A 22,997-nucleotide genomic window follows, 5' to 3' on the forward strand; every position below is an offset into this window, starting at 1 on the left:
GAGTCAAACCTGAAAAGGTTGGCTTAGGCAAAAAAGCCTCCAGTTGTTCGGAGGCCTTTTTTTATGATAATTTGTCTGTAAAATTACCGCTTGACGACCCGCAATGTCCTAATTGCATCGGCTTGTTTCACCACAACATTGTAAACACCTGTCGGATAGCTACGGCCCAACTCAAAGTGTGCGTCGCGCTGCGTCGCCGATTCGAGCAGCCTGCCGAGCATGTCGTACACCTTGATTTCTGTGGTTTGTGGCGTGTCAGAAACCACATCGAGGACAAAATGTTCGGTGAATGGGTTCGGGCTTGCCGTAATTCTGATCGCTGTGTCTGCTTCGGCCGTAGACGCAATGCCCTTGGCCAGGGCGCCAGGCGCGGTAATCGAACAACCCGATCCCATGGGCGACCATGTGCCAGTAGTCAGTAAAGCCACACTTATCGTGTAAGATCCGGCAGGGGTAAAAATTTCCGATGGGACGGCAGCGAACGTAAAATAAGGTGTGTTGCGATCGATTGTTGCCGAGGCATTATCGGCTTCGCGCACCACCAAGAAGCGGTACTGCGTTACCCCCGACATACTGGTAGTTGACACCAACGATCCGAGACCCGAAACCGTGCCGCCGCAATTGTTGATGCTCGGAACCGCCGGACTCGAAAGTTCGCACGGCGCACCAAATAAGCCAAAGTCGCCGGTTGTTTTCACGGCTACCTCGATGCGGTAAGTGGTTCCATAGTGGTAACGCGCCAGCATCTGCAGGCTGAACCAGTTTTGCACACGGTCGATGGTTTGCACGGCATTAGCCCCCGACGGATTCGTCAAATCGCTCACGCGGAAACGGTAGCCGGTCACGCCTTGCAGGCTGGTCGTTGCAATCAGCGTGTTGATCCGCGCCAGCGTAATGCCACACTGCGACGGGTTTACCGCCGCCGCACCGCCTTCGGACAGGATCGCCGGGGTAGATACCAAGCAAGGCGAGCCCCAGCCCACCTGCCAGATTCCGGCGCGTTGCAACTGGATTTCGACCGTATAGGTGCTTGCATAGTCGTGCGATGGGAATTGCGGGATCGTAAAATGCGGTACGTTGCGTTCGATGGTTTGCACTTCGGCGTCCTTGGTCAAACGGATGCGGTAGCCGGTAATCGCGTGTCCGCCCACGGTTTGGATACCCACGAGTGTGTTGATCGAAGCCAGTGTCGCGCCGCAAAAAGCCGGGAGCAACGTGGTGGTCACGGTCCCCGTTTCGTCTGTCGTGCCATCACAATCGTCGTCGATGGCGTTGTAGGGGATTTCGGTTGCGTTCGGATGAACGGTCGCGTCGTCGTCGTTGCAATCGCCGTCGAGTACAGCAAAGCCTTCAGGGGCTTCTTCGGCACTTTCGGCGCACAGCGATACCTGCGCACCTACGCCATAGCCATCACCGTCGGCATCGGCATAAAACAGGTGTTCGCCTTGGATGGTCAAATCGGCTCCATTGTCGGTTCCGATGGTTTCAAGATCACTGGCGACAACGCGTAAACGATAGCCCGAGCCCGGGGTTATAACAAGCGGCAAGGTTACGGGGATCGATTCGGCTATAGCGCCATTCAAGGTTGCAATAGCGCTCGGATCGTCAAAACTCCCCGACGCATCCGACAATTGCACCGTGAAAACATTGCTGTCGGTGTAATAACCTTCGGCGGTCAAGTCTACATCAAAAGCAGCCCCAGGACAATACGGCCCTTCGGCGCCCAACGCGGTAATCGCTATCGAATTCGGCGCATAGGCGTTGATTTTAGAAAAATTGGGCTGCGTGGTGTTGTCATTGTAGTTGGTGGCCTCGCTTGCGACCAGGAATTTGCCGTCGGGTTGAAAGTTTGCTTTGTAAACAATGCCGTTCATTCCCGTTCCTGAATCGAACGTCAAATCATGGGAACCGTCCGTATTAAGTCGGAAAAAACGGTTGACCGTTGCGCCGTTGTATGTCGTGAAGGCACCACCCGCAAGTATTTTTCCGTTGGGCTGGCATACCAAGGTAAGCGGATAATCGTTCAGCCCGGACCCAACCGTAAAAGTAGCGTCGAGCGTTCCGTTGGCATTGATACGCGCCAGACGATTTCTTGGAAACCCAACACCACCGTAATTGGTGAAGTAACCACCTATGACGATCTTGCCGTCGGGTTGCACGGCATGGGCCAGGACGGCGTTGTTCGTGTAGCGCACATTGGTGAACGTGGCGTCGCGCGTACCGTCGGCGTTGAGGCGAATCAGGTGGTTGGCATTGGTGCCGTTGAACATCGAAAACCCGCCGCCGATGTATATTTTGTCATCGGGCAAAACACTCGATGTCCATACGTAAAAGTTGGGTCCCACGCCGCCAGCATTGAAACTGGTATCGATGGTGCCATCGGCATGGAGCCTAAACAAGCGGCCCGACGTTCCGTTGTACTGCGTGTACAATCCGCCGATGATGATTTTCCCGGTCGACTGTACTGAAATGGTAGTCACTTCGTTATTGGGCCCGGTACCTGGATTAAAATCGGTATCCACCGATCCGTCGGCGTTCAAGCGCGCCAAATTGGTTCTGGCTACACCGTTGAATGAGGTGAACGTTCCGCCGATGAGTACTTTTCCGTCGGCTTGTAAGGCCATGCTGTAAATGTATTCGGTCGAGATCGCGATGCCTGCGCCGGGATCGAAGGTAGGGTCGAGTGTCCCGTCGGGATTGATCCTGGCGATGCCCGCACGCGTGGTGCCGTTGTAATTGTCGAAGGCGCCCGCAATGAGGATTTTGCCGTCGGGTTGATTGACCGAAGTATACGTGACCAGGTCGGGTCCGCTGTTTCCGGTGTTGAAGCTCGTGTCGATGGCGCCTGGCTGGGCCCATGCGGTAGCCGCAAGCAAAAAGCAAAACAATAAGGTAATTTTTCTCATGTTCAATGTGGTTTTTTGAATCCAGGATGGAAGTTAGTACATTCTTGCTGAATTGGCTACGGTTTTTGCGTTTATTTGAAATCTTTGGTGTTACAGAATGAAATTGACCGTAATTTTTTTGATCCAAACCGGTACATGGCGAAACGAGAATAAAAAAATAAGATATTTCTTCTTTTCGGACGCGACGAGATAAAGTATTTTCTGACAGGACTACAAATAGTAATGGGGCTTTTGTACACCAAAACTGTAATAATTGATCTATTTTAACGGAAAAACGGGTGGCTTCAACGAATAAAAGGGTTTGTTTTTCAGTGTTTTATATAAAGAGTTACATTTGCCATGAATAAAGTATCAAAATTTCAACAATAAATAAAAACCCAATCAATAGCAAAAAATTGGGTTGTCCGCCTCTTATCTATCTCATTGATTATGAAGCTATTGTTAATCCTACTAGCAATTTCTTTCCAGTCTGCCTTTTCGCAAGTCGGAATAGGAAATACGTCGCCAAAAGCGCAGCTCGACATTTCGGCATCCAGCGCAACGGCACCAACCAATTCAGACGGAATCCTTATTCCACGTATCAATGCATTTCCGTCTATAAATCCGACCGCTGCACAGGACGGGATGTTGGTATTTCTAACCAACTCCGTAGGCACCAACCTGCCCGGCTTTTATTATTGGAGTCAGCCCGCTTTGGCATGGGTGGGCATCGACAGCAACAACAAGAGTTGGGATGTATCTGGAAACGCATCTGCCGTGAGCGGAACAAACTTCATCGGTACGACCAATGCGCAGGATGTGGATTTCAGGACCAACAATTCGATCAAAATGCGCCTTACGCAAAAAGGACAAATCGAAATACTGAACACGGGCAAATCGGTTTTCTTGGGCCAGCAAGCCGGAGCAAACGACAACCTGGCCAACCGGCAGAACGTATTTGTCGGCTACCAAAGCGGTCTTTCCAGCACAAGCGGCGCCAACAACGCGGCTTTAGGTTATCAATCGCTACGCAGCAATACGATAGGAAACTTTAATGCTGCTTTTGGCGGCAGCGCCTTGCAGGCCAATGTTACGGGAGCAGGTAACACGGCGTCTGGACAGGCGGCACTGTTTTCGAACACCACAGGAAACGACAACACTGCCGTGGGCCATCGCGCGCTTTATGCAAGTACCGCTTCTAACGGCAATACCGCTGTGGGTATGTCGGCATTGCACGACAATACGATAGGGGCCGACAATACCGCCACCGGACAGTACGCGCTTACCGACAATGTTTCTGGTTACAGCAATACCGCTTCCGGATCTTATGCGCTTGAACACAATGCAACCGGCAGCAACAATACGGCCAGTGGGAGCAATGCGTTGTCCGGAAACGTATCGGGCAGCAACAATACGGCGCTAGGCGCCAACTCACTCGTGGTAAACGCTACGGGCGAGACCAACAGCGCGGTGGGTTTTTCGGCCATGCTCGAGAATACCACCGGATACGGCAACTCGGCACTGGGAGGCTCGGCGCTGTATTTCAATACCGAAGGCAACAGCAATACGGCGGCGGGGATTTCTTCGTTGCGCAACAATACCACGGGCGATAGGAATGCCGCTATCGGGGATTCGGCGCTTTCTTGGAATGAGACCGGGAACAACAACACGGCGCTTGGCAACCGAAGCAATGTGTCGCTCCCGTCGGGGATTTCGGGGGCTACCGCCATAGGAACGCAGGCCGTGGTCAATACGTCCAACAAAATGCGTTTGGGCAGCGCAGCGGTTACGGTGATCGAAGGTCAGGTGGCTTACGCTTATCCGTCGGATGCCAGGTTCAAGAACAACATCAAACAAAATGTTCCCGGACTCGATTTTATCCTGCAACTCAAGCCGGTGACGTATCAATTCGACACCAAGAAATTCGACGCCCATCTGATGCAAAATCTGCCGTCGGATCTCAAAGGAGACACCGACTATGCCGCATCCTCGGCGATTGTCCACACAGGTTTTCTGGCCCAGGATGTCGAAAAGGCGGCCCAATCGATCGGCTACGATTTCGACGGGCTGCACCTACCCGATGCTTCCAACCCGACCGACAATTACAGCGTGGCCTACAGTCAGTTCGTGATGCCGATGGTCAAGGCGATACAGGAACAGCAGGCACAGATCGAATCGGTCACCCAAGAGAATAAATCGCTCAAGGCCGCCGCCGCCAAGCAGGCGCAAATGATCGAATCGCTCGAAAAACGCCTTTCGGCACTCGAGCGCCGCCCGTAAATCCTACGCGCAATTACGTATTTCTGAACCGTTTTCGTATCTTTAACTTGCACAAAAAAAGGCGATGAAAAAACGCATAGGCATAGTCGAAGACAACCGCGATTTACGAGAGGCACTGACCATGATGATCCAGTTCACCGAACAATTCGAATTGGCCGGAAGTTACGAAAACGCCGAAGCGGCCATCGAAGCGATTCCTGTGGTGGGTGCCGATGCCGTGCTGATGGACATCAATTTGCCCGGGTTTAGCGGCATCGAATGTGTGGCGATACTCAAGCGGCAAATGCCCGATCTGTTGTTCCTGATGTGTACATCCTATGAAGACGACGACAAGATTTTCAAAAGCCTCGAAGCGGGCGCCAGCGGCTACATCCTCAAGACCGAAGGCCCGAACAAAATCATCGACGCGCTCAACGACCTGTTCGACGGCGGCAGCCCGATGAGCGGCAGCATCGCGCGCAAGGTGGTGGCCAGTTTTTCGAAATTCCAATCACAGCACCAGGAAATCCAGTCGCTCACTGCTCGGGAAAAAGAAATCCTCGATTTGCTCGCCAAGGGCAGGATGAACAAGGAAGTGGCGAGCGATCTAGAGATCAGTACAGGAACCGTACGCAAACACATCCAGAACATTTACGAGAAGCTGCACGTCAACACCCGTGTCGAAGCGGTGAACCTTTACCTCAAGCGATGAGCCGATGGATGCTTTTGGCGATAGTGTTTTGTTGTGGCTTGTTGGCTGCACAAAACCGCGACGTCAATAGGCAGATCGCCGTTTTTAACCGATGTGCCACACTAGAATGTCAGTTGTCCGAAGCGGTCAAGATTGCCGAGACCTATATCGAAACAGACCACCAGGACAAGGCGCAACAATGGATCGACTATGCCAAGAAGATCAACCAGCTTCATCCATCCGACAGCATTTCGTACTTTTTGACGAGCCTCCAGACCGAGGCGTTTTACTACATGGAACTTTTTCCGTTTGCGATCCACGAGGCCGAAAAGGGCATCGAGATCGGGAAGACGCTCAAGGACAGCGCTTTTTTGGCCGACGCCTATTTTTTCAAAGGCATCAACGAAATCGAAACCGCAGAATTGCAGTCGGCCGAGCAGGCGTTGTGGCTGGCCAAGAATTACTACCCGAAACGCGTCGGGAAACACCTGCGCACCCTCATCGGCAAGGCCTATGTGTACAACAACCTGGCGCAGCTCAAGCTCAAGAACAAGGAAATCGATTCGGCGCTGTACTACAACAAAAAAGCGTATGCACTGGCCAAAACAAATTCGAATTTTCGCGGTGTCGTCAACGGTGAGCAAACCTTTGGGCTGTTGTATGCCGAGAAAAAACAAATCGACAGCGCGCGGTGGTATTTGGAGAAAAGCATTGCCTCGGCCGAAAAATACGGTATGCGGGACATCGTTGCACTCAATTGCGCCTACCTGATGCATTGGTATACGAACGATGCCCAAAAAGTGAACGCGCTGTATGTCAAAGGACTTGCCATCATCGAGAATTCGGAAGTCAACAATTCCTACCAACGGTATTTTTATGTGACGGCGCTCGAAGTGTTCCAACAGATGGGCGATACCAAACAAATCCTAGCCCTGCAACAAAAGATCATTTCGATCAGCGAAGACACCAACGACCGGGCGCGCCACTTTACGCAAAAGATTACCGACCAATACGTGAAAAACGAAAACAAACTGCTTGTGGCCAAGATCAACGAACTCAATCAATCGCGAAACATTGCTATTTTGCAGCTGGTGGTGGCGTTGTTTGGCTTTCTCGTGCTGTTATTTGTCGCGTTGTTTTTTAGGCGAAAGAACAAACTCCAGCAGTTGTTGCTCGACCAAAAGAACGAGATCAGCAAGGATTTACACGACGACATCGGATCGGAACTCGGCAGCATCCTGATCAACGCCAACCTGTTGGCCAAGACGCAACCCAGCGACAAGCAACAATTCCTGATCGGGAAGATCAACCACACCGGTACCGAAATCTCGCAGCGGCTCAACGCCTTCATCTGGTCGCTCAACACCGAACACAATACGGTGCGCGATTTTTGTGAGTATGCCAAGCGGTATTCCCAAAATTTGTTCGAGGGTAGCGACGTCGTATTTCATTATTCAGAAAAAGTGGCCGATGTAGACCAAAAAATCCTGAACGGTTATTTGCGCAAGAACCTGTTTTTTTGCATCAAGGAAGCGCTCAACAACGCGGTCAAACACGCTCGCGCCACACGCATCGAATTGTCGGTCAGCGCCACCGAAAAACACCTCACAGTGGTGGTGCGCGACAACGGCATCGGATTGCAGCAACCGCACGGTATGGGCAATGGCCTGCAAAACATACGCAAAAGGATGCAGGCGGTGCGCGGATCGGTACAACTTGAATCCCACCAAGGATTGCAAATTACGCTCACGATTGCGCTGGCCACCTAGCGGTGTAGGAAAAAACTGTACGCGTATTGTCGTATGCGCGCGAGAAAACCTGGACCTTGTCTTCGCATCACAATGGAAATTCTTTTCCTACAGCTTCTATAATATACTAAAAATCAAACAATTGAACATGTAGGCTGTCAATTATCCGCTACCCCCAATTACGTATTGTCGTTTTCAGCAAAAGGAGTCAATTTTGACGAACACCTTTTGTAATAGAATTTTTAACCGGTAGTAGAGATGAAAAAAGTAAAGCCATTACTGTTGCTCTTTTTTTTAAGCATCAAACTTTTCGCACAGGTAGGAATCAATACCACCACACCCAACGCGGTCATGGACATTCGTTCCGGGAACGCAGCGTCACCTACGAACCAAGATGGCTTGTTGATTCCCAAAATCGATGTTTTTCCCGTCGTAAATCCGACCGCTGCCCAAAATGGCATGTTGGTTTTTCTGACCACGCAGGCCGGGGCAAATGCGCCTGGATTTTATTATTGGGAACATGCCACGGCGGCTTGGAAGGGAGTGGGCAGTACCAATGCCAACCAATGGTCGATCCACGGTAACGCCAACACGTCGGCCGCTTCGCACTTTATAGGGACCATTCATGCACAGGATGTTATTTTCAAACGCGGCGGCATATTATCGGGTAGAATCGGCATAACCTCTACTGCTTTTGGACTTGCTTCGTTGCAAGACAACACTACAGGGAATTTCAATACTGCCTTTGGGGCAGGGGCGATGACGACCAACACGAGCGGGTACGAAAATTCTGCCGTGGGTTACGATGCCTTGGGTGCCAATACGACAGGCTATTGGAACGTAGCGTTCGGACGCGCATCGTTGCTCTTGAATACCGAGGGATTCGAGAATTCCGCCTACGGATACCAATCCTTGCGCAACAGTACGCTCGGAAGCGCCAATGCGGCGTTCGGAAGACAAGCGTTGTTCAACAATACGATAGGGGACAACAATTCGGCTTTTGGGAAAGAGGCCTTGCGCAACAACACCGTGGGAAGCAACAATTCTGCTTTTGGTTATTTGGCCAATGTGGGGACGAACAATTTAGAGAATGCCACGGCAATCGGCGCCAGGGCCTTGGTGACGGGCAACAATGCTGTGGTTTTGGGAAGTACCGCCGGGGTCAACGGCGCAACAGTTTCGGCCAACGTGGGCATAGGAACCAGCAATCCGCAGGAGCGGTTACATGTCGCAGGGAACATTCGCATGGTCGACGGCAACCAAGCCGCCGGGCGTTTGCTAGTAGGCGACGCCAATGGCACCGCGACCTGGACCAACCGAAATGCGATAGCCAGCGGAAGCCTCGACGAAGCCTACGATTTTAGTGGTGCAGGCCTCGGAAGGACCATTGTTGCCGATAGCGGCCCGGTCACCATATCCGGCACCGACGGTCTATTTTCGACGGGAACGCTCGGCAGTGGTGCAACGATGCCAACAGGAACGACGATGCGGATGGTGTGGAACCCAAGAAAAGGGGCGTTTCGTGCAGGCAAAGTAAACGCTTCGCAATGGTCCGATGCCAATACGGGGAATTATTCGGTATCTTTTGGCGAAGACAACACCTCCAGCGGAACACGTTCCGTTTCGATGGGAGACGGCAATACCGCCAGCGGATCGACATCGTTTAGTTTCGGCCAATACAATATTTCAAGCGGAAGCCTGTCTGCGACTTTTGGTTTCATGAACAATGTTTCTGGGTCTAATGCATACGCTTTCGGGCAACAAAACGTGATTACTGAACGGTGGGGCATCGCACTTGGCAATTTCAATGAGATATCCAGCGAGTACGGTTTTGCCAAGGGAAAAGACAACATTGTGTCTGGTCGATTGGCCGTAGCCACCGGCGAATTCAATACGGCGGCCAGTTTTGGTGAAACCGTGATTGGCTTTGGCGCAACGCTTTATACGCCGACGGTCAACGGGGATATACGTTGTCAGGCTGCCAATGCGACCGATAGGCTGTTTGTCATTGGCAATGCAGTGGATACCGACAACGACTTTTTACTGGATCCGGCAGAACGCAGCAATGCCATGTTGGTGCTCAAGAACGGGCGGGTCGGACTAGGTATCGACAACAACGCGTCTTTGGGTGGCCAATTTCAATTGTCGCTCGACCAGGGACGCAAGCCGGCCACGACTGTTTGGACGATCCCTTCGGACGAACGGCTCAAAAAGATCCACGGCAATTATGAAAAAGGGCTTGCCGAGATTGTAGAACTGCAGCCCATCCGCTACCATTACCAGGATGTAGACGGGCACCAATTTGAACCCGAGGTATTGCAAACCGAATGTGTGGGATTCTCGGCGCAGGAAGTTCAAAAAATTTTTCCCGAAGCGGTAGGCACCGACGACGACGGCTACCTCAATTTCAACATGCATTCCATCCTAGTAGCTTCGGTGAATGCCATTCGCGAGCTCAAGGAGCAAAACGAGAATCTTGTACAACACAACCGTAAACTGCAGCAGCAACTTGAATCTCAGCAAGCGCAACTGCAGCTCATTTTGAATAGATTGTCGTCCGATAAAAAGTAAGGTGGTATTTACTTTCGGACAAAACCGCTTCGTCCAGGGAGCGGTTTTTTTTGTGATTGACTGTAACAAAATAGCAATTGTGCGTCTTAACCACAATCATTAATCATCAATCAGTTAATCATGAACACGAATGAACCTGTCGGTATGACCGACGCGGTCTCTGTAGAGGCCATCCACAAAATCCAACTGGCCGGAGCAGGCCAACGCCTGAACGTACTCGGCGACAACCAAACCATCAAATTATCGGGCAAAGACACGGGCGATCAATTTACGATTGTCGAGAATTACAACGACCCGGGCGTGGGCGTTCCGATGCACATCCACGAAAACGAAGACGAGGTATTTTACATCCTCGAAGGCGAAATGGAATTTCAAACCCAAGGTGAAACCACGATTTTGGGCGCGGGCGACATGATCTTTTTGCCGCGTCGTATCCCGCATGGCTTCCGTGTCGTGGGGACCAAGAAATGCCGGGCGGCGGTGACAATCATCCCGTCGGGCATCGAACACATGTTCGAGAAGCTGGCCGAGTTGCCGGCAGGACCACCCGATTTCGAGAAGGTCGCCGAAATTTGCGACCGCTATGGCATCAGTTTTGTTTAGCGAAAAGCCCGGGTCAAACCGGGTTTTTGTTTTTATTTCCTATTTTTGTTTAAAATCATTCGCATGAAAAAATTGGCATTTTTGACGCTGGCGTTTTTTTCGATGACGCTGGCCGTTGCACAAAAAGAGACCGAAAAGGCAGTTATCCAAACCACGTTGTACTGCAATCATTGTAAGGCCTGCGAAACCTGCGGTCAGAATTTTCAAAAAAACATGCTCAAGATCAAGGGCGTCAAGATGTATGACCTTGACGAAGCGGCGATGAAGTTTACGGTATATTTTGATCCGAAAAAGACCAACTTGGACAAGATCAGGCAAGGGATTGCCAACCTGGGCTTCGATGCCGATGAGGTCAAAGCCAATCCCGAGGCCTACGAAAAACTGGACGACTGTTGTAAGAAGGCGTAGTCAGCAAGTTTAATCCGAAACAAAAAACCACCCGATGAGGTGGTTTCTTTTTTGATATGTTTTTGGCTTAGCCCAACAAATCCATCACCAGCGAAGGGAACAACCCAAGCAAGATGGTAAGTGTGATCGACGCAAAAGCCACGCCGTAATACACCATTGATGTCCCGTTGCGTTGCTGGTTCGGTTCTTTGGTGTACATCGCCAGGATCAATTTGAAATAATAGCCGACACTGATGATCGAGTTGATTACGGCCACAATGACCAGGAACAAATAACCCGATTTGATCGTCAGGCTGAACAACGCCAGTTTGGCGAAAAAGCCCGAGAAGACTGGGATGCCCGCCATAGACAGTAAAGCGCCGGTCAAAATCGCGGCCAACAATGGGTTGGTTTTGCCGAGTCCGTGGAAGTTCGTCACGTCTTCGTTATCATTGTCTTTGCACACATACAAGATCACGGCAAACGCGGCTATACCCGCGAGCGCATAGGCCGCGGCATAATACAGCAAAGCCCCGCCCGCGTGGTTCAGGTTCAGCAATGCCATCAGCATAAAGCCCGCGTGCGAAATACCCGAAAACGCAAGCATACGTTTGACATTCGCCTGACGCAAGGCCATCAAATTGCCCACGGTCATCGAGGCGATCGACACCACAACCACCGTAATCTGGAACGCGTGGTTTACATCGGCATTCATCGCGCACAACAATTTATACAAGGTGGCCATAGCGGTTACTTTGGCGAGTGTACTCATCGTGGCCGTAGTCAGCGCAGGAGAACCCTCGTATACGTCGGGCGCCCAAAAATGGAACGGTACCGCGGCGATCTTGAAGAACATACCGATGGTGACCAGGATGATCCCAATCGGGAACCAGATCGGCAATTCGGCTGAGTGCGACAATTCGGCAATTTCGGCTACATCGAACGTACCCATGCCGCCGTAAATCAAACAAATCCCGAACAGCAAAATGCCCGAGGCAAACGACCCCATCAAGAAGTACTTCATGCCCGCTTCGTTGCTGCGTACGTTGAGCCTGTTGCTGGCCGCCAGGATGTACAGCGAAATCGACAAGATCTCGATACCCAAAAAGAACATCGCCAAGTTGCCAAACGATACCATCGCTACAGCACCCGCAAGCAGGAAAATCTTGATCGCGATGTAGTCCGAAATCTTGGCCTGGTGGTGTTGGTAAAAGTTGTGGCTCATCGCGATCAGGAAAATCGTCAGCACGATGAAAAGGCTCGAGAACGACTGCGAGAACGCATCGACCACCACCATGTTGTTGTAAAAACTACCGATGTTCTCATCGACCAGTTCGCACACGGTCATACCGAGCGTGCCCAACAAACCGAGAATCGTAAACGGGATCATCGCCTTTCGCCAATTGAGGATTTCAAAAAGCAGGCAGACGACGCCCAAGGCTGTGATCGCTATTAGTGTACTCATCGTGGGTTAGTTAGTTCTGTATACAAAAGTTAATATGTTCTGGAGGCTTGGTGTGATCAAATCGGTAATGGGCTTCGGATAGATACCAAAGAAAAACAACACGGCAATGATCAAAACCAACACAACGCCTTCATTGAAAGTCACGTCCTGGAACAGGCGCGCGTTTTGCTGCCCGAGCATCACCTGCTGGAACATCCGTAGCATGTAATAGGCACCAAGGATGATGGTCGTACCACCGAGAATCGCGAACCACATGTCTATGCGCGACAAGCTGTACAGCACCGTGAATTCGCCGATGAAATTGAACGTAGACGGCAACGCCACCGACGCCAGCACCAAAATCATGAACATCGACGTGAATTTAGGCGATTGGATTCGGATGCCACCCATGTCGGCAATCGTACGCGTCTCGTATCTGCGGTAAATAATCTCGGCCACAAAGAACAAGCCGACCACCACAAAACCGTGTGCAATCATTTGCAACACCGCGCCCTTTAGTCCGTCGAGCGTGAGCGTGTAGGCCCCGGCGGCAATGAGTCCGACGTGCGCAAGCGACGAATAGGCGAGTAGTTTTTTCAAATCTTTTTGACGCAGCGCTACAATCGATCCGTAAATCACACCCGCGATAGACAGTCCGATGAAAATGTGCATGAAGTTGATCGCGGCCCAACGCCCAATCGGCAACTGCCAACGGATGACCGAATACAAGCCCATTTTGAGCATGATGCCCGAAAGCAACATCGTCCCGACGGTAGGTGCTTTTTGATACACCTTGGCCTGCCATGTATGGAACGGGATAATCGGAATCTTGATCGCATAGGCCAAAAAGAACGCGAGGAAAATCCAAAATTGCTCTTTGATCGTCAAACGCATGTTGTACAAATCGTCGATCAGGAAACTGCCTGCGCGTTGGTACATGTAGATGAACGCCGTGAGCATGAACAACGAGCCCGCAAACGTATAGATAAAGAATTTGACGACGGCTTTGCGGCGTTCGTCGGCATCGCCGTTGCCCCAAATCAGCGCGATAAAGTAAATCGGGATCAACGCGAGTTCCCAGAAAATGTAGTAAAGCAAACCGTCGGCGGCCAAAAACGTACCCGCCATCGCAAAGGCCATGAACAGGATCAGCGCATAAAATGCCTTGGCGTTCTTGTGGTCGTTGCCAAAGGCCGAGAACACAATCAGCGGTGTAAGCGCGGTGGTGAGCAACAGCATCGCCAGCGACAACCCATCGACCTTTAGCGCAAAGGCGATCTTGGGCTGCGAGATCCAGGCGCACAACACATCGACATTTTGTCCGGCGTTGAACGCATTGAGCAACAAAACAGACACGGCCAGCGCCGCCACCGAGAACAGCAGCGCGACTTTTCCGGCAAATTTATCGCCCGAGAAATAGGTCGCCAGTGAACCGATGAGAAGAACAATCAATAAAGTAGATGCATCCATTTGTCTGTTATTTTGCTAGGAATACGTATGAGATGATGGCACAAACGCCCAAGACGAAGGCGAACAGGTAAAACCCGACGTTCCCGTTTTGTAATTTTTTGCCCTGATAACCTATTTCGTTGGCCGCACGCGCAAACCCGAATACAAATCCGGCCACGGCGGTCTCGATGTAATCGCGGAAAAAGCGCGACAAGAAATTGATTGGCTTGACGATGATGGCCTCATAGGCTTCGTCTACATAATATTTGTCGTACAACACCTTGGTGAAACCCGAAATGTTTTCGTCGGTTTCGGGCAGTTGTTTTTGCTTGATGTATTTTGCATAAGCGATGCCGATACCGATGAGCGCGCCCACGGTGGCCACGGCCATCAATAGGTATTCGGTAGTGCCCAAATGGTGCGCTTCGTGTGTTTTTTCGGCGAACAACGGCGCCAGGTAATGGTTGAGCCAGCTGTGTCCCGGAAGCGAAATGAGTCCGCCGATGGCCGCCAACGTGCCGAGTACGATCAGCGGGAATGTAATGAGCGCAGGGCTTTCGTGCAGGTGGTGCTTTTGTTCGTCGGTACCGCGGAAGTCGTTGAAAAACGTAAGGTACATCAATCGGAACATGTAAAACGCGGTCAAAACCGAGGCCACCGAACCGATGACCCACAACGCCTTGTTGCCGTGGAACGATACCATCAGGATTTCGTCCTTAGACCAGAATCCGGCGAGCGGGAAAATACCCGAAATCGCGAGCGACGAAATGAGCATCGTGACAAACGTAATCGGCATGGCTTTGCGGAGCCCGCCCATGTTGCGCATGTCCTGTTCGCCGTGCAACGCGTGGATGACAGAGCCTGAACCGAGGAACAGACAGGCCTTGAAGAACGCATGCGTGATCACGTGGAACACGGCTACTTCATAGGCGCCCATGCCCAGCGCGAGGAACATCAATCCCAATTGCGAAACCGTCGAGTAGGCGAGTACTTTTTTGATGTCGTTTTGTACCAGCCCGATGGTCGCGGCCATTAGTGCGGTAAATGCGCCTACGTAAGCAATCACGTCCAACACCACAGGGGCGAGGTCGAACAATACGTGCAAACGCGTGACCATAAAAATACCGGCCGTCACCATGGTCGCGGCGTGGATGAGTGCCGATACGGGCGTTGGTCCCGCCATTGCATCGGGAAGCCAGGTGTACAACGGAATTTGCGCCGATTTACCGCACGCACCGATGAACAAGGCCAATGCCGCCGCCGCAATCCACGTGGTGTTGCCCGCGTTGGTACCACCCAGGATCGTGGCGTTGAGTTCGGTGAAATTGAGCGTGCCGAACAAAGTAGCGAGGATGAAAATCCCGATCAAAAGTCCCAAGTCGCCCACGCGGTTCATGATGAAGGCCTTCTTGGCCGCATCGTTGTAGTCCTGGTTTTTGTACCAGAAACCGATGAGCAGGTAGGAGCACAGCCCGACGCCTTCCCATCCGATGAACATCACGAGTAAGTTGCTGCCCATCACGAGCGAAATCATGAAGAACACGAACAGGTTGAGGTAGGCGAAAAATTTATGACGGTTCTCGTCGTCGTGCATGTAAGACACCGAATACAGGTGGATGAGCGACCCGATACCCGTGACAAACATGAGCCACAATACCGACAACTGGTCGAGCAAAAAGCCGAATTCGATGTTGAAATTGTTCACCGACAACCAATCGAACAGCTTGATTTCGGAAGGCTTCGCGCCGCCGTTGAGGCCCAGGAAAAACACCAATGTGGCCACGAACGACACCACCACGGCCAGCGTGGCCAGATAGCCAGCGCCATTGTGTCCGAGTTTTTTCCCGAAGAAAACGTTGATCAAAAAACCTACAAAAGGCGAGAGCAATAAGAGTAAAGCTAAACTATCCATTATCCTTTCAAGTTCTTTAAGTTATCGATGTCGATCGAGCCGAGGTTGCGGAAAATCGACACCACAATCGCCAAGCCCACAGCCACTTCGGCTGCAGCCACCGCCATCGAGAAAAACACGAAGATTTGTCCTTGCGCATCCTGGTGGTAGGTCGAAAAGGCCACGAACAACAGGTTTACGGCGTTGAGCATGATTTCGATCGACATGAACACGATGATGGCGTTGCGCCTGTACAACACCCCAAACACGCCAATGCAAAACAAGATCACGGCCAGGAAAATATAATTTTCAATCCCAATCTGGTTCAGTACATTTCCCATTATGATGATTTTTCTTTTTTAGACAATAACACCGCGCCGATCATCGCCACCAAGAGCAATACCGAGGCAAATTCAAACGGCACCATGAACCCGTTCTCGGAATCCAACAACACCTTGCCCAACACCTTAATCGATTGGTAGTCGGTGCCCAAATCGTCGTAGTCGCCCACGATAGGCTTGGATTGGAAAAAGATCAGCATCATTACCGCACACAGCAAAAAGAAGAACAGCACGGCGCTCCAACGCTGCAAACGCGGCTTGTGCACCTCGTCTTCCTTGTTGAGGTTCATGAGCATGATGGTAAACAGGAACAAAATCATGATGGCACCCGCATACACAATAATGTGCACGATGAACAAAAACTGCGAGTTCATGAGCAAATAATGCCCGCCCACCGAAAAGAAACAAATCACGAGGTAAATCGCGCTGTGGATCGGGTTTTTCGAAAAAATCGTCAAGAACGCCGTGGCCACCGTAACGGCCGAAAGCAAAATGAACAACAGGGTAATGGTATGCATCAGTTCGCGTTTTTAAGTTGGGCGTTTTTCATGGCTTCGGTAAGTGGCATCACCAGCTTGTCCTTGCCAAAAATAAAATCCTCACGGTCGTATTGCGACGGCACCAAGACTTTCGATTCGGTCAAATAAATCGCATCCTTCGGGCACGCTTCCTCACACAGTCCGCAAAAAATGCAGCGCAGCATGTTGATTTCATACACCGACGCGTATTTCTCCTCGCGGTACAAATGTTTTTCGCTCGGTTTGCGTTCAGAGGCCGTCATCGTGATCGCCTCGGCCGGGCAAGACAGTGCGCACAATCCGCACGCCGTACAGTTCTCGCGGCCCTGTTCGTCGCGCTTGAGCAAATGCTGCCCGCGGTACACCTTCGAGCGCTCGCGCACCTGTTCAGGGTACTTGATCGTTACTTTTCGGGTAAACAAGTGACCGATCGTGATCATCATTCCCTTGATGATCGTCCACAGGTAGAGTCGTTCCAAAAAGGTCATCTTTTTGTTCGACACCTCTTTCTTTCGGCCCGATAAAGACATCGTTTGTAATGCCATCGTTTTTGGTTTTTTATTTTTTAGGAGCAGTTGTTTGCTCGTTCTTTCATGTTTGGTCCCGCTTTCCGCTTCAATCTTTTTATTTTGTTTACAACTTCATAAAAAGGATTTCCGCTGCAATCGGGGCTATTATTCAAATTTATTCTTCTTTCGACGTTCCGCTCGCTTCCCGCCTTTATGACTTTATGACTTTAAGACCTTACGACTTTATGACTTTACGACTCAAAACAAATTCCCGTCGCTCCACAAAATGCAAATCGCCGTCACAAAAATGTTTGCGATCGCGAGTGGAATCAACATCTGCCAGCCCAAACGCATCAATTGGTCGTAACGGAATCTCGGGATGGTCCACCTTACCCACATGTAAAAGAAGATAAAGAAACACAGCTTGGCAAACAGCGCCAAAAACCCGATGATGTTGGCCACGTTCACGCCCCAGTTCTCCACCGCCCATTGCATGCCCGGGTAGTTGTAGGCCCCAAAATAAAGCACGGCGAGGATCGTAGAAGAGATAAACATGCTCGCATACTCGGCAAACAAATAAAAGCCCATCCGCATCGATGAATACTCGGTGTGGTAGCCCCCGATGAGTTCGGCCTCACATTCGGCCAAGTCAAACGGCGTACGGTTGGTCTCGGCAAACGAACATACCAAAAAGATCAAAAAGCCCACGGGTTGGTAAAACACGTTCCAGTTCATGCCGCTTTGCTGGGCCGCGATCTCGCGCAAACTCAACGTTCCGGTCATCATGAGCAGCGCAATGATCGAGAGTCCCATCGCCACTTCATACGAAATCATCTGCGACGAGGCGCGCATCGCGCTCATGAGCGAAAATTTGTTGTTCGAGGCCCAAGCCCCAATCATGATGCCGTAAACCCCTACCGACAGTACGCCAAAAACGTACAACAACGCCACGTCGATGTCGGTCGCCTGCATGATGACGGTGCGCCCGGCAATCTCCAATTTATCGCCCCACGGAATCACCGCCGAGGTCATCAGCGCCACGCTCATCGAAATGGCAGGCCCTGCCACGAACAGGAATTTGTTGGGCGTGTCGGGTAAAAATTCTTCTTTCGAAAACAACTTGAGTCCATCGGCCAATGGTTGCAGGATGCCGCCTTTTCCGGCGCGGTTTGGCCCGATGCGGTCTTGCAACCACGCGGCCACTTTGCGTTCGGCCAGCGTCGCATACATCGCCATGAGCATCGTCAGGGCAAAAACCGCTACAATGAGCACACTTTTTTCTATGATGATCGCGGTATCCATTATATGTTTCCTTCTTTAAATGCGGTTTGTTCTTGGGCGTCGAGCGGCTTGTGGCGCATCGAGATTTTCTTGCGGTCTTGTTCGCGTCCTTTGAGAATGCCGGTTTCGGTTTCGATCACCACGGTATCCAATTTGCGCGTGTAATTGTTTTGGTTGATCACCGAATCCTTTTCGAATTTGCGCGGTCCTTCGATCACCCAGTCCTTGACGTCTTTGTGGTCAAAACGACACTCGTTGCAAATGAAGTCCTCTACTTCGTGGTATTCGTCCTTGCGACCGGTCACGCGCTGGATCTCGTTACCGAACATCCAAACGGTGGTTTTTCCGCAGCAGCCCGGCGTTTTGCAATCGCGGTGCGCGTTGTACGGTTTGTTGAACCATACACGCGATTTGAACCTAAACGTTTTGTCGGTCAAAGCACCCACCGGACACACATCGATCATGTTGCCCGAGAATTCGTTGGTGATGGCCTTAGAAATACAGGTCGAAATGTTCGAATGGTCGCCGCGGTCGACTACGCCGTGTACGCGGTTGTCGGTGAGTTGGTCGGCCACCATCACACAACGGTAGCACAAAATGCAACGGTTCATGTGGAGTTGGATGTTCGGCCCGATATCTTCTGGCTCGAACGTTCTTTTCTCTTCGATAAAACGCGTTTCAGATTTACCGTGCTTGAAGCTCAAATTCTGCAAATCGCACTCGCCCGCCTGGTCACATACCGGACAGTCGAGCGGGTGGTTGATGAGCAAAAACTCGGTCACGGCCTTGCGCGCGTCGGTCACACGTTCCGAGGCGGTGCTGTTGACTTCCATCCCGTCCATACAACCCGTGACGCAAGACGCGACGAGTTTGGGCATCGGGCGCGGGTCGGCGTCGCTTCCTTTGGAAACTTCGACCAAACAGCAACGACATTTGCCGCCGCTTCCCTTGAGTTTCGAATAATAGCACATGGCCGGCGGAACCGATTCCCCGCCAATCTTGCGCGCCGCCTGCAGGATGGTGGTTCCTGGTTCGACGTCTATGCTTTGTCCGTCTATGGTTACTTTCATGGTTTTGAGTCTTAAAGTCTTAAAGTCTTAAAGTCGAAAGGCCTTGAAAACGATAATACTTTCATTATTTTATTTTTGTCGCAGAGCCCGCCTTTATGACCTTATGACTTTACGACTTTATGACTAAACAGTTTCTTTCGAAACCAAATGCCTCACCTTCTCAAAAGGTTCATGCACAAAATGGTCCCTGTTTTTGATTTTCTCCGGGAAACGCACGTGGTACTCGAATTCGTCTCTAAAATGACGGATCGCTGCCGCCACGGGCCATGCCGCCGCGTCGCCTAATGGGCAAATCGTGTTGCCCTCGATTTTGCTTTGGATGCTCCACAGCAAATCGATGTCTTCTTCGCGGCCGTGGCCGGTTTCGATACGGTGCAGCACTTTCTCGAGCCAACCCGTTCCTTCACGGCAAGGCGAACATTGTCCGCAGCTTTCGTGGTGGTAGAATCTAGAAAAGTTCCAGGTGTTGCGAACGATGCACGTGGTGTCGTTGTACACGATGAATCCGCCCGAACCAATCATCGAACCGCTGGCAAATCCGCCGTCCTGCATCGATTCATACGACATCAAACGGTCTTCGCCATTGGCTGTTTTATAGATCAGGTGCGCAGGCAAGATTGGAACAGATGAACCGCCCGGGACAAGCGCTTTCAAAGGCCTGTCGTCGAGCATGCCGCCGCAATATTCGTCCGAATTGATAAAATCGTACACCGAAATGCCCAGTTCGATTTCGTAAACGCCCGGTTTTTTGATGTGACCTGAGGCCGAAATCAACTTGGTTCCCGTCGATTTCTCGGTTCCGATTTTTGCGTATTCTGCACCCGAATTCATCACGATCCACGGCACGGCCGAAATCGATTCGACGTTGTTGACCACGGTCGGGTTTTGCCACAAGCCCGAAATCGCAGGGAATGGCGGCTTGATGCGCGGGTTGCCGCGTTTGCCTTCGAGCGATTCGATCAGCGCGGTTTCCTCGCCGCAAATGTAGGCGCCGCCGCCCACGTGTACATACAGGTCGAGGTCGTAACCCGTGCCCAGGATGTTTTTGCCGAGCCATCCGGCCGCATAGGCTTCCTTGATGGCTTTTTCGAGTATCTTGAACACCCACATGTATTCGCCGCGGATGTAGATGTAGGACAGGTTCGCTTCGAGCGCGTAACTCGCCGTAATCATCCCCTCGATCAAAAGATGCGGGATGTATTCCATCAAATAACGGTCCTTGAACGTGCCCGGTTCCGATTCGTCGGCATTGCATACCAAATGTCTTGGTTTGCCCGATTTTTTGTCGATGAAACTCCATTTCATCCCCATCGGGAAACCGGCACCGCCGCGTCCTTTGAGCTGCGAATCCTTTACTTGGTTCACGACTTCGTCGGGTGTCATGGATTTGAGCGCTTTCTCGACCGATGCGTAGCCGCCTTCTTTGCGGTACACTTCATAGGTCTTGATGCCCGGAACGTTGATCTTGTCTAATAGTATTTGCTTACCCATTACTCTGCGTTGTAATAAAGGTTGACTTTTCCTGCTTTACAGTCTTCGATGATCTGGTCAATCTTTTCCTTGGTCAAGTGCTCGCGGTAGGTGTCGCCGAGCTGCATCATCGGGGCATAGCCGCACGCGCCCAAACATTCTACGCCGCGTACTTCGAACATGCCGTCGGGTGTTGGTTGCCCGACGCCCACGCCGAGTTTGCTGCACGTATAATCCATCAAATCCTCGACACCGCGCGTGGCGCAGCACGAAGTCTGACAAAATTCGAACATGTATTTGCCGATAGGACGTTGGTTGAACATCGTATAAAACGACACCACTTCATACACCTCGATCGGTTTGATGCCGATGATTTCGGCCACCTTGTCCATCAATTCGACCGACAGCCAGTTGTCATGCGCATCCTGGACGTCGTGCAAAATTGGCAACAACGCCGATTTGCGTTTGTCGGCGGGATAATGGCCGAGGAGTTCATTGATGCGGTCCATCAGCGCTGGCGTGATGTTGATCGTTTGTTGGATATCGTGTGACTGTTTCATTTGTTATTTTAAATTTTGAATTCTAAATTTTAAATGGTTCGAATGTCATTCATCATTTAAAATTCAACATTTATAATTTCTTAAGCGTCTAATTCTCCGGCGATGACATTCAAGCTCGACAGCGTTGCGATCGCATCGGATAGCATCTGCCCTTTGACCATGTCGTTGAACGCCTGGTAATAAATAAAACACGGACGGCGGAAATGCAAGCGGTAAGGCGTACGGCTGCCGTCGGTGGTCAAATAAAAGCCAAGTTCGCCGTTGCCGCCCTCGACCGCGTGGTACACTTCGGTAACCGGGACGGGCACTTCGCCCATGACGATCTTAAAATGGTAGATAAGCGCCTCCATGTTGTGGTAGACCTCGTCTTTTGGCGGCAAGTAATAATCGGGAACATCGGCATGGTACGGTCCTTCGGGCAATTTGGCGAGTGCTTGTTTGATGATCGACAAACTCTCCCAAACCTCGGCGTTGCGTACGCAAAAACGGTCGTACGTATCGCCCGATTGGCCTACCGGGATGTTGAATTCAAAATCTTCATAAGACGAATACGGCTGCATGACGCGAATATCGTAGTCGATGCCCGCCGCGCGCAAATTCGGGCCGGTGAATCCGTAAGAAATTGCTTTTTCGGCCGAGATCGGACCCACGTCTATCGTACGGTCCATGAAAATCCTGTTACGTGTAAGCAAATCTTCGAAATCTTTCCAGATTGGCGGAAACTCCTCGAGCAATTGGTTGAGTTTCTCAAACGCAAGCGGGCTCCAGTCGCGTTCGAAACCGCCCAGACGGCCCATGTTGGTCGTGAGTCTTGCGCCGCAAATTTCTTCGTAGATTTCGTATATTTTTTCGCGGTATTGGAACACATAAAGGAATCCGGTGAGTGCGCCCGTGTCGACCCCCAAAACCGAATTACAGATGATGTGGTCGGCGATACGCGCGAGTTCCATCACAATCACACGCAAGTACTGTGCGCGTTTCGGGACTTCGATGCCCAAAGCTTTCTCGACGGTCATCCACCAGCCCATGTTGTTGATGGGTGCCGAACAATAGTTCATACGGTCGGTGAGCGGCGTGATCTGGTAGAACGGACGGTTCTCGGCGATCTTCTCGAAAGCGCGGTGGATGTAGCCTACCGTACCTTCGCCGTCGATGATGCGTTCGCCGTCCATCAAAAGGATGTTCTGGAAAATCCCGTGCGTGGCAGGGTGTGTCGGGCCCAGGTTCAGGATCGACAGCTCGCTGCCGTCTTCATTTTTTCGGGCTTCGATGATTTCCGCATAACGCAGTTCGGGTGGTAACAATAAGTCTGACATAGTA

Annotated in this window: 18 protein-coding genes; 6 read left to right on the forward strand and 12 right to left on the reverse strand. The window is 51.3% G+C overall.

Features of this window, described 5'->3' with window-relative positions; translation table 11 throughout:
- Positions 1 to 83: 83 nt before the first annotated feature.
- Positions 84 to 2,906 carry a MopE-related protein gene (locus BLP55_RS05045; protein WP_091141232.1) on the reverse strand — a complete coding sequence of 941 codons (2,823 nt, stop codon included), beginning with the start codon at positions 2,904 to 2,906 and terminating at the stop codon, positions 84 to 86.
- 429 nt (positions 2,907 to 3,335) lie between these two features.
- Between BLP55_RS05045 and BLP55_RS05050 the strand changes: the two genes are divergently transcribed.
- The 6 genes from BLP55_RS05050 to BLP55_RS05075 all read left to right on the forward strand — a co-directional run bounded on the left by BLP55_RS05050 (position 3,336) and on the right by BLP55_RS05075 (position 11,165).
- A complete protein-coding gene (locus tag BLP55_RS05050; RefSeq protein ID WP_091141233.1) occupies positions 3,336 to 5,165 on the forward strand; it encodes a tail fiber domain-containing protein in 1,830 nt (609 codons plus the stop codon).
- A gap of 64 nt (positions 5,166 to 5,229) precedes the next feature.
- Entirely contained in the window at positions 5,230 to 5,856 is a 627-nt protein-coding gene (locus BLP55_RS05055) for a response regulator (protein WP_091141234.1), read from the forward strand.
- Positions 5,853 to 7,604, forward strand: a complete 1,752-nt coding sequence (locus BLP55_RS05060) for a sensor histidine kinase (RefSeq protein ID WP_091141235.1) — start codon at positions 5,853 to 5,855, stop codon at positions 7,602 to 7,604. Before BLP55_RS05055 ends, BLP55_RS05060 begins: the two co-directional genes overlap by 4 nt.
- Positions 7,605 to 7,841: 237 nt before the next feature.
- Positions 7,842 to 10,154, forward strand: a complete 2,313-nt coding sequence (locus tag BLP55_RS05065; RefSeq protein WP_091141236.1) for a tail fiber domain-containing protein — start codon at positions 7,842 to 7,844, stop codon at positions 10,152 to 10,154.
- Positions 10,155 to 10,274: 120 nt separating this feature from the next.
- Positions 10,275 to 10,757, forward strand: a complete 483-nt coding sequence (locus BLP55_RS05070; RefSeq protein ID WP_211516806.1) for a cupin domain-containing protein — start codon at positions 10,275 to 10,277, stop codon at positions 10,755 to 10,757.
- Between the two features lie 63 nt (positions 10,758 to 10,820).
- Positions 10,821 to 11,165 carry a heavy-metal-associated domain-containing protein gene (locus tag BLP55_RS05075; protein ID WP_091141237.1) on the forward strand — a complete coding sequence of 115 codons (345 nt, stop codon included), beginning with the start codon at positions 10,821 to 10,823 and terminating at the stop codon, positions 11,163 to 11,165.
- Between the two features lie 67 nt (positions 11,166 to 11,232).
- Here BLP55_RS05075 and BLP55_RS05080 read toward each other — a convergent pair whose 3' ends face one another.
- From BLP55_RS05080 to BLP55_RS05130, 11 genes are all read right to left on the reverse strand, one after another.
- Entirely contained in the window at positions 11,233 to 12,609 is a 1,377-nt protein-coding gene (locus tag BLP55_RS05080) for an NADH-quinone oxidoreductase subunit N (protein ID WP_091141238.1), read from the reverse strand.
- Between the two features lie 6 nt (positions 12,610 to 12,615).
- Positions 12,616 to 14,058 carry a complex I subunit 4 family protein gene (locus BLP55_RS05085; RefSeq protein ID WP_091141239.1) on the reverse strand — a complete coding sequence of 481 codons (1,443 nt, stop codon included), beginning with the start codon at positions 14,056 to 14,058 and terminating at the stop codon, positions 12,616 to 12,618.
- Between the two features lie 7 nt (positions 14,059 to 14,065).
- Positions 14,066 to 15,949, reverse strand: coding sequence for an NADH-quinone oxidoreductase subunit L (gene nuoL / locus BLP55_RS05090; protein ID WP_091141240.1), 1,884 nt, complete (start codon positions 15,947 to 15,949; stop codon positions 14,066 to 14,068).
- Positions 15,949 to 16,269 (reverse strand): NADH-quinone oxidoreductase subunit NuoK, encoded by a 321-nt coding sequence (nuoK, locus tag BLP55_RS05095; protein WP_091141241.1) that lies wholly within the window; start codon positions 16,267 to 16,269, stop codon positions 15,949 to 15,951. Before nuoK ends, nuoL begins: the two co-directional genes overlap by 1 nt.
- Entirely contained in the window at positions 16,269 to 16,787 is a 519-nt protein-coding gene (locus tag BLP55_RS05100; RefSeq protein ID WP_091141242.1) for an NADH-quinone oxidoreductase subunit J family protein, read from the reverse strand. Before BLP55_RS05100 ends, nuoK begins: the two co-directional genes overlap by 1 nt.
- Positions 16,787 to 17,332 carry a NuoI/complex I 23 kDa subunit family protein gene (locus tag BLP55_RS05105; protein WP_091141243.1) on the reverse strand — a complete coding sequence of 182 codons (546 nt, stop codon included), beginning with the start codon at positions 17,330 to 17,332 and terminating at the stop codon, positions 16,787 to 16,789. The genes BLP55_RS05100 and BLP55_RS05105 overlap by 1 nt, the downstream gene beginning before the upstream one ends.
- 222 nt (positions 17,333 to 17,554) lie before the next feature.
- Entirely contained in the window at positions 17,555 to 18,598 is a 1,044-nt protein-coding gene (gene nuoH / locus BLP55_RS05110; protein ID WP_091141244.1) for an NADH-quinone oxidoreductase subunit NuoH, read from the reverse strand.
- Positions 18,598 to 19,647 carry an NADH-quinone oxidoreductase subunit G gene (locus tag BLP55_RS05115; RefSeq protein WP_091141245.1) on the reverse strand — a complete coding sequence of 350 codons (1,050 nt, stop codon included), beginning with the start codon at positions 19,645 to 19,647 and terminating at the stop codon, positions 18,598 to 18,600. The genes nuoH and BLP55_RS05115 overlap by 1 nt, the downstream gene beginning before the upstream one ends.
- A gap of 123 nt (positions 19,648 to 19,770) precedes the next feature.
- Positions 19,771 to 21,138 carry an NADH-quinone oxidoreductase subunit NuoF gene (gene nuoF / locus BLP55_RS05120; RefSeq protein ID WP_091141246.1) on the reverse strand — a complete coding sequence of 456 codons (1,368 nt, stop codon included), beginning with the start codon at positions 21,136 to 21,138 and terminating at the stop codon, positions 19,771 to 19,773.
- Positions 21,138 to 21,677: an NADH-quinone oxidoreductase subunit NuoE family protein gene (locus tag BLP55_RS05125; protein ID WP_091141247.1), complete on the reverse strand. Its 540-nt coding sequence runs from the start codon at positions 21,675 to 21,677 to the stop codon at positions 21,138 to 21,140. The genes nuoF and BLP55_RS05125 overlap by 1 nt, the downstream gene beginning before the upstream one ends.
- Positions 21,678 to 21,757: 80 nt before the next feature.
- Positions 21,758 to 22,993 carry an NADH-quinone oxidoreductase subunit D gene (locus tag BLP55_RS05130; RefSeq protein WP_091141248.1) on the reverse strand — a complete coding sequence of 412 codons (1,236 nt, stop codon included), beginning with the start codon at positions 22,991 to 22,993 and terminating at the stop codon, positions 21,758 to 21,760.
- Positions 22,994 to 22,997: the final 4 nt, after the last annotated feature.

It is taken from the genome of Flavobacterium caeni (assembly GCF_900101895.1).
GTDB classification, from domain to species: domain Bacteria; phylum Bacteroidota; class Bacteroidia; order Flavobacteriales; family Flavobacteriaceae; genus Flavobacterium; species Flavobacterium caeni.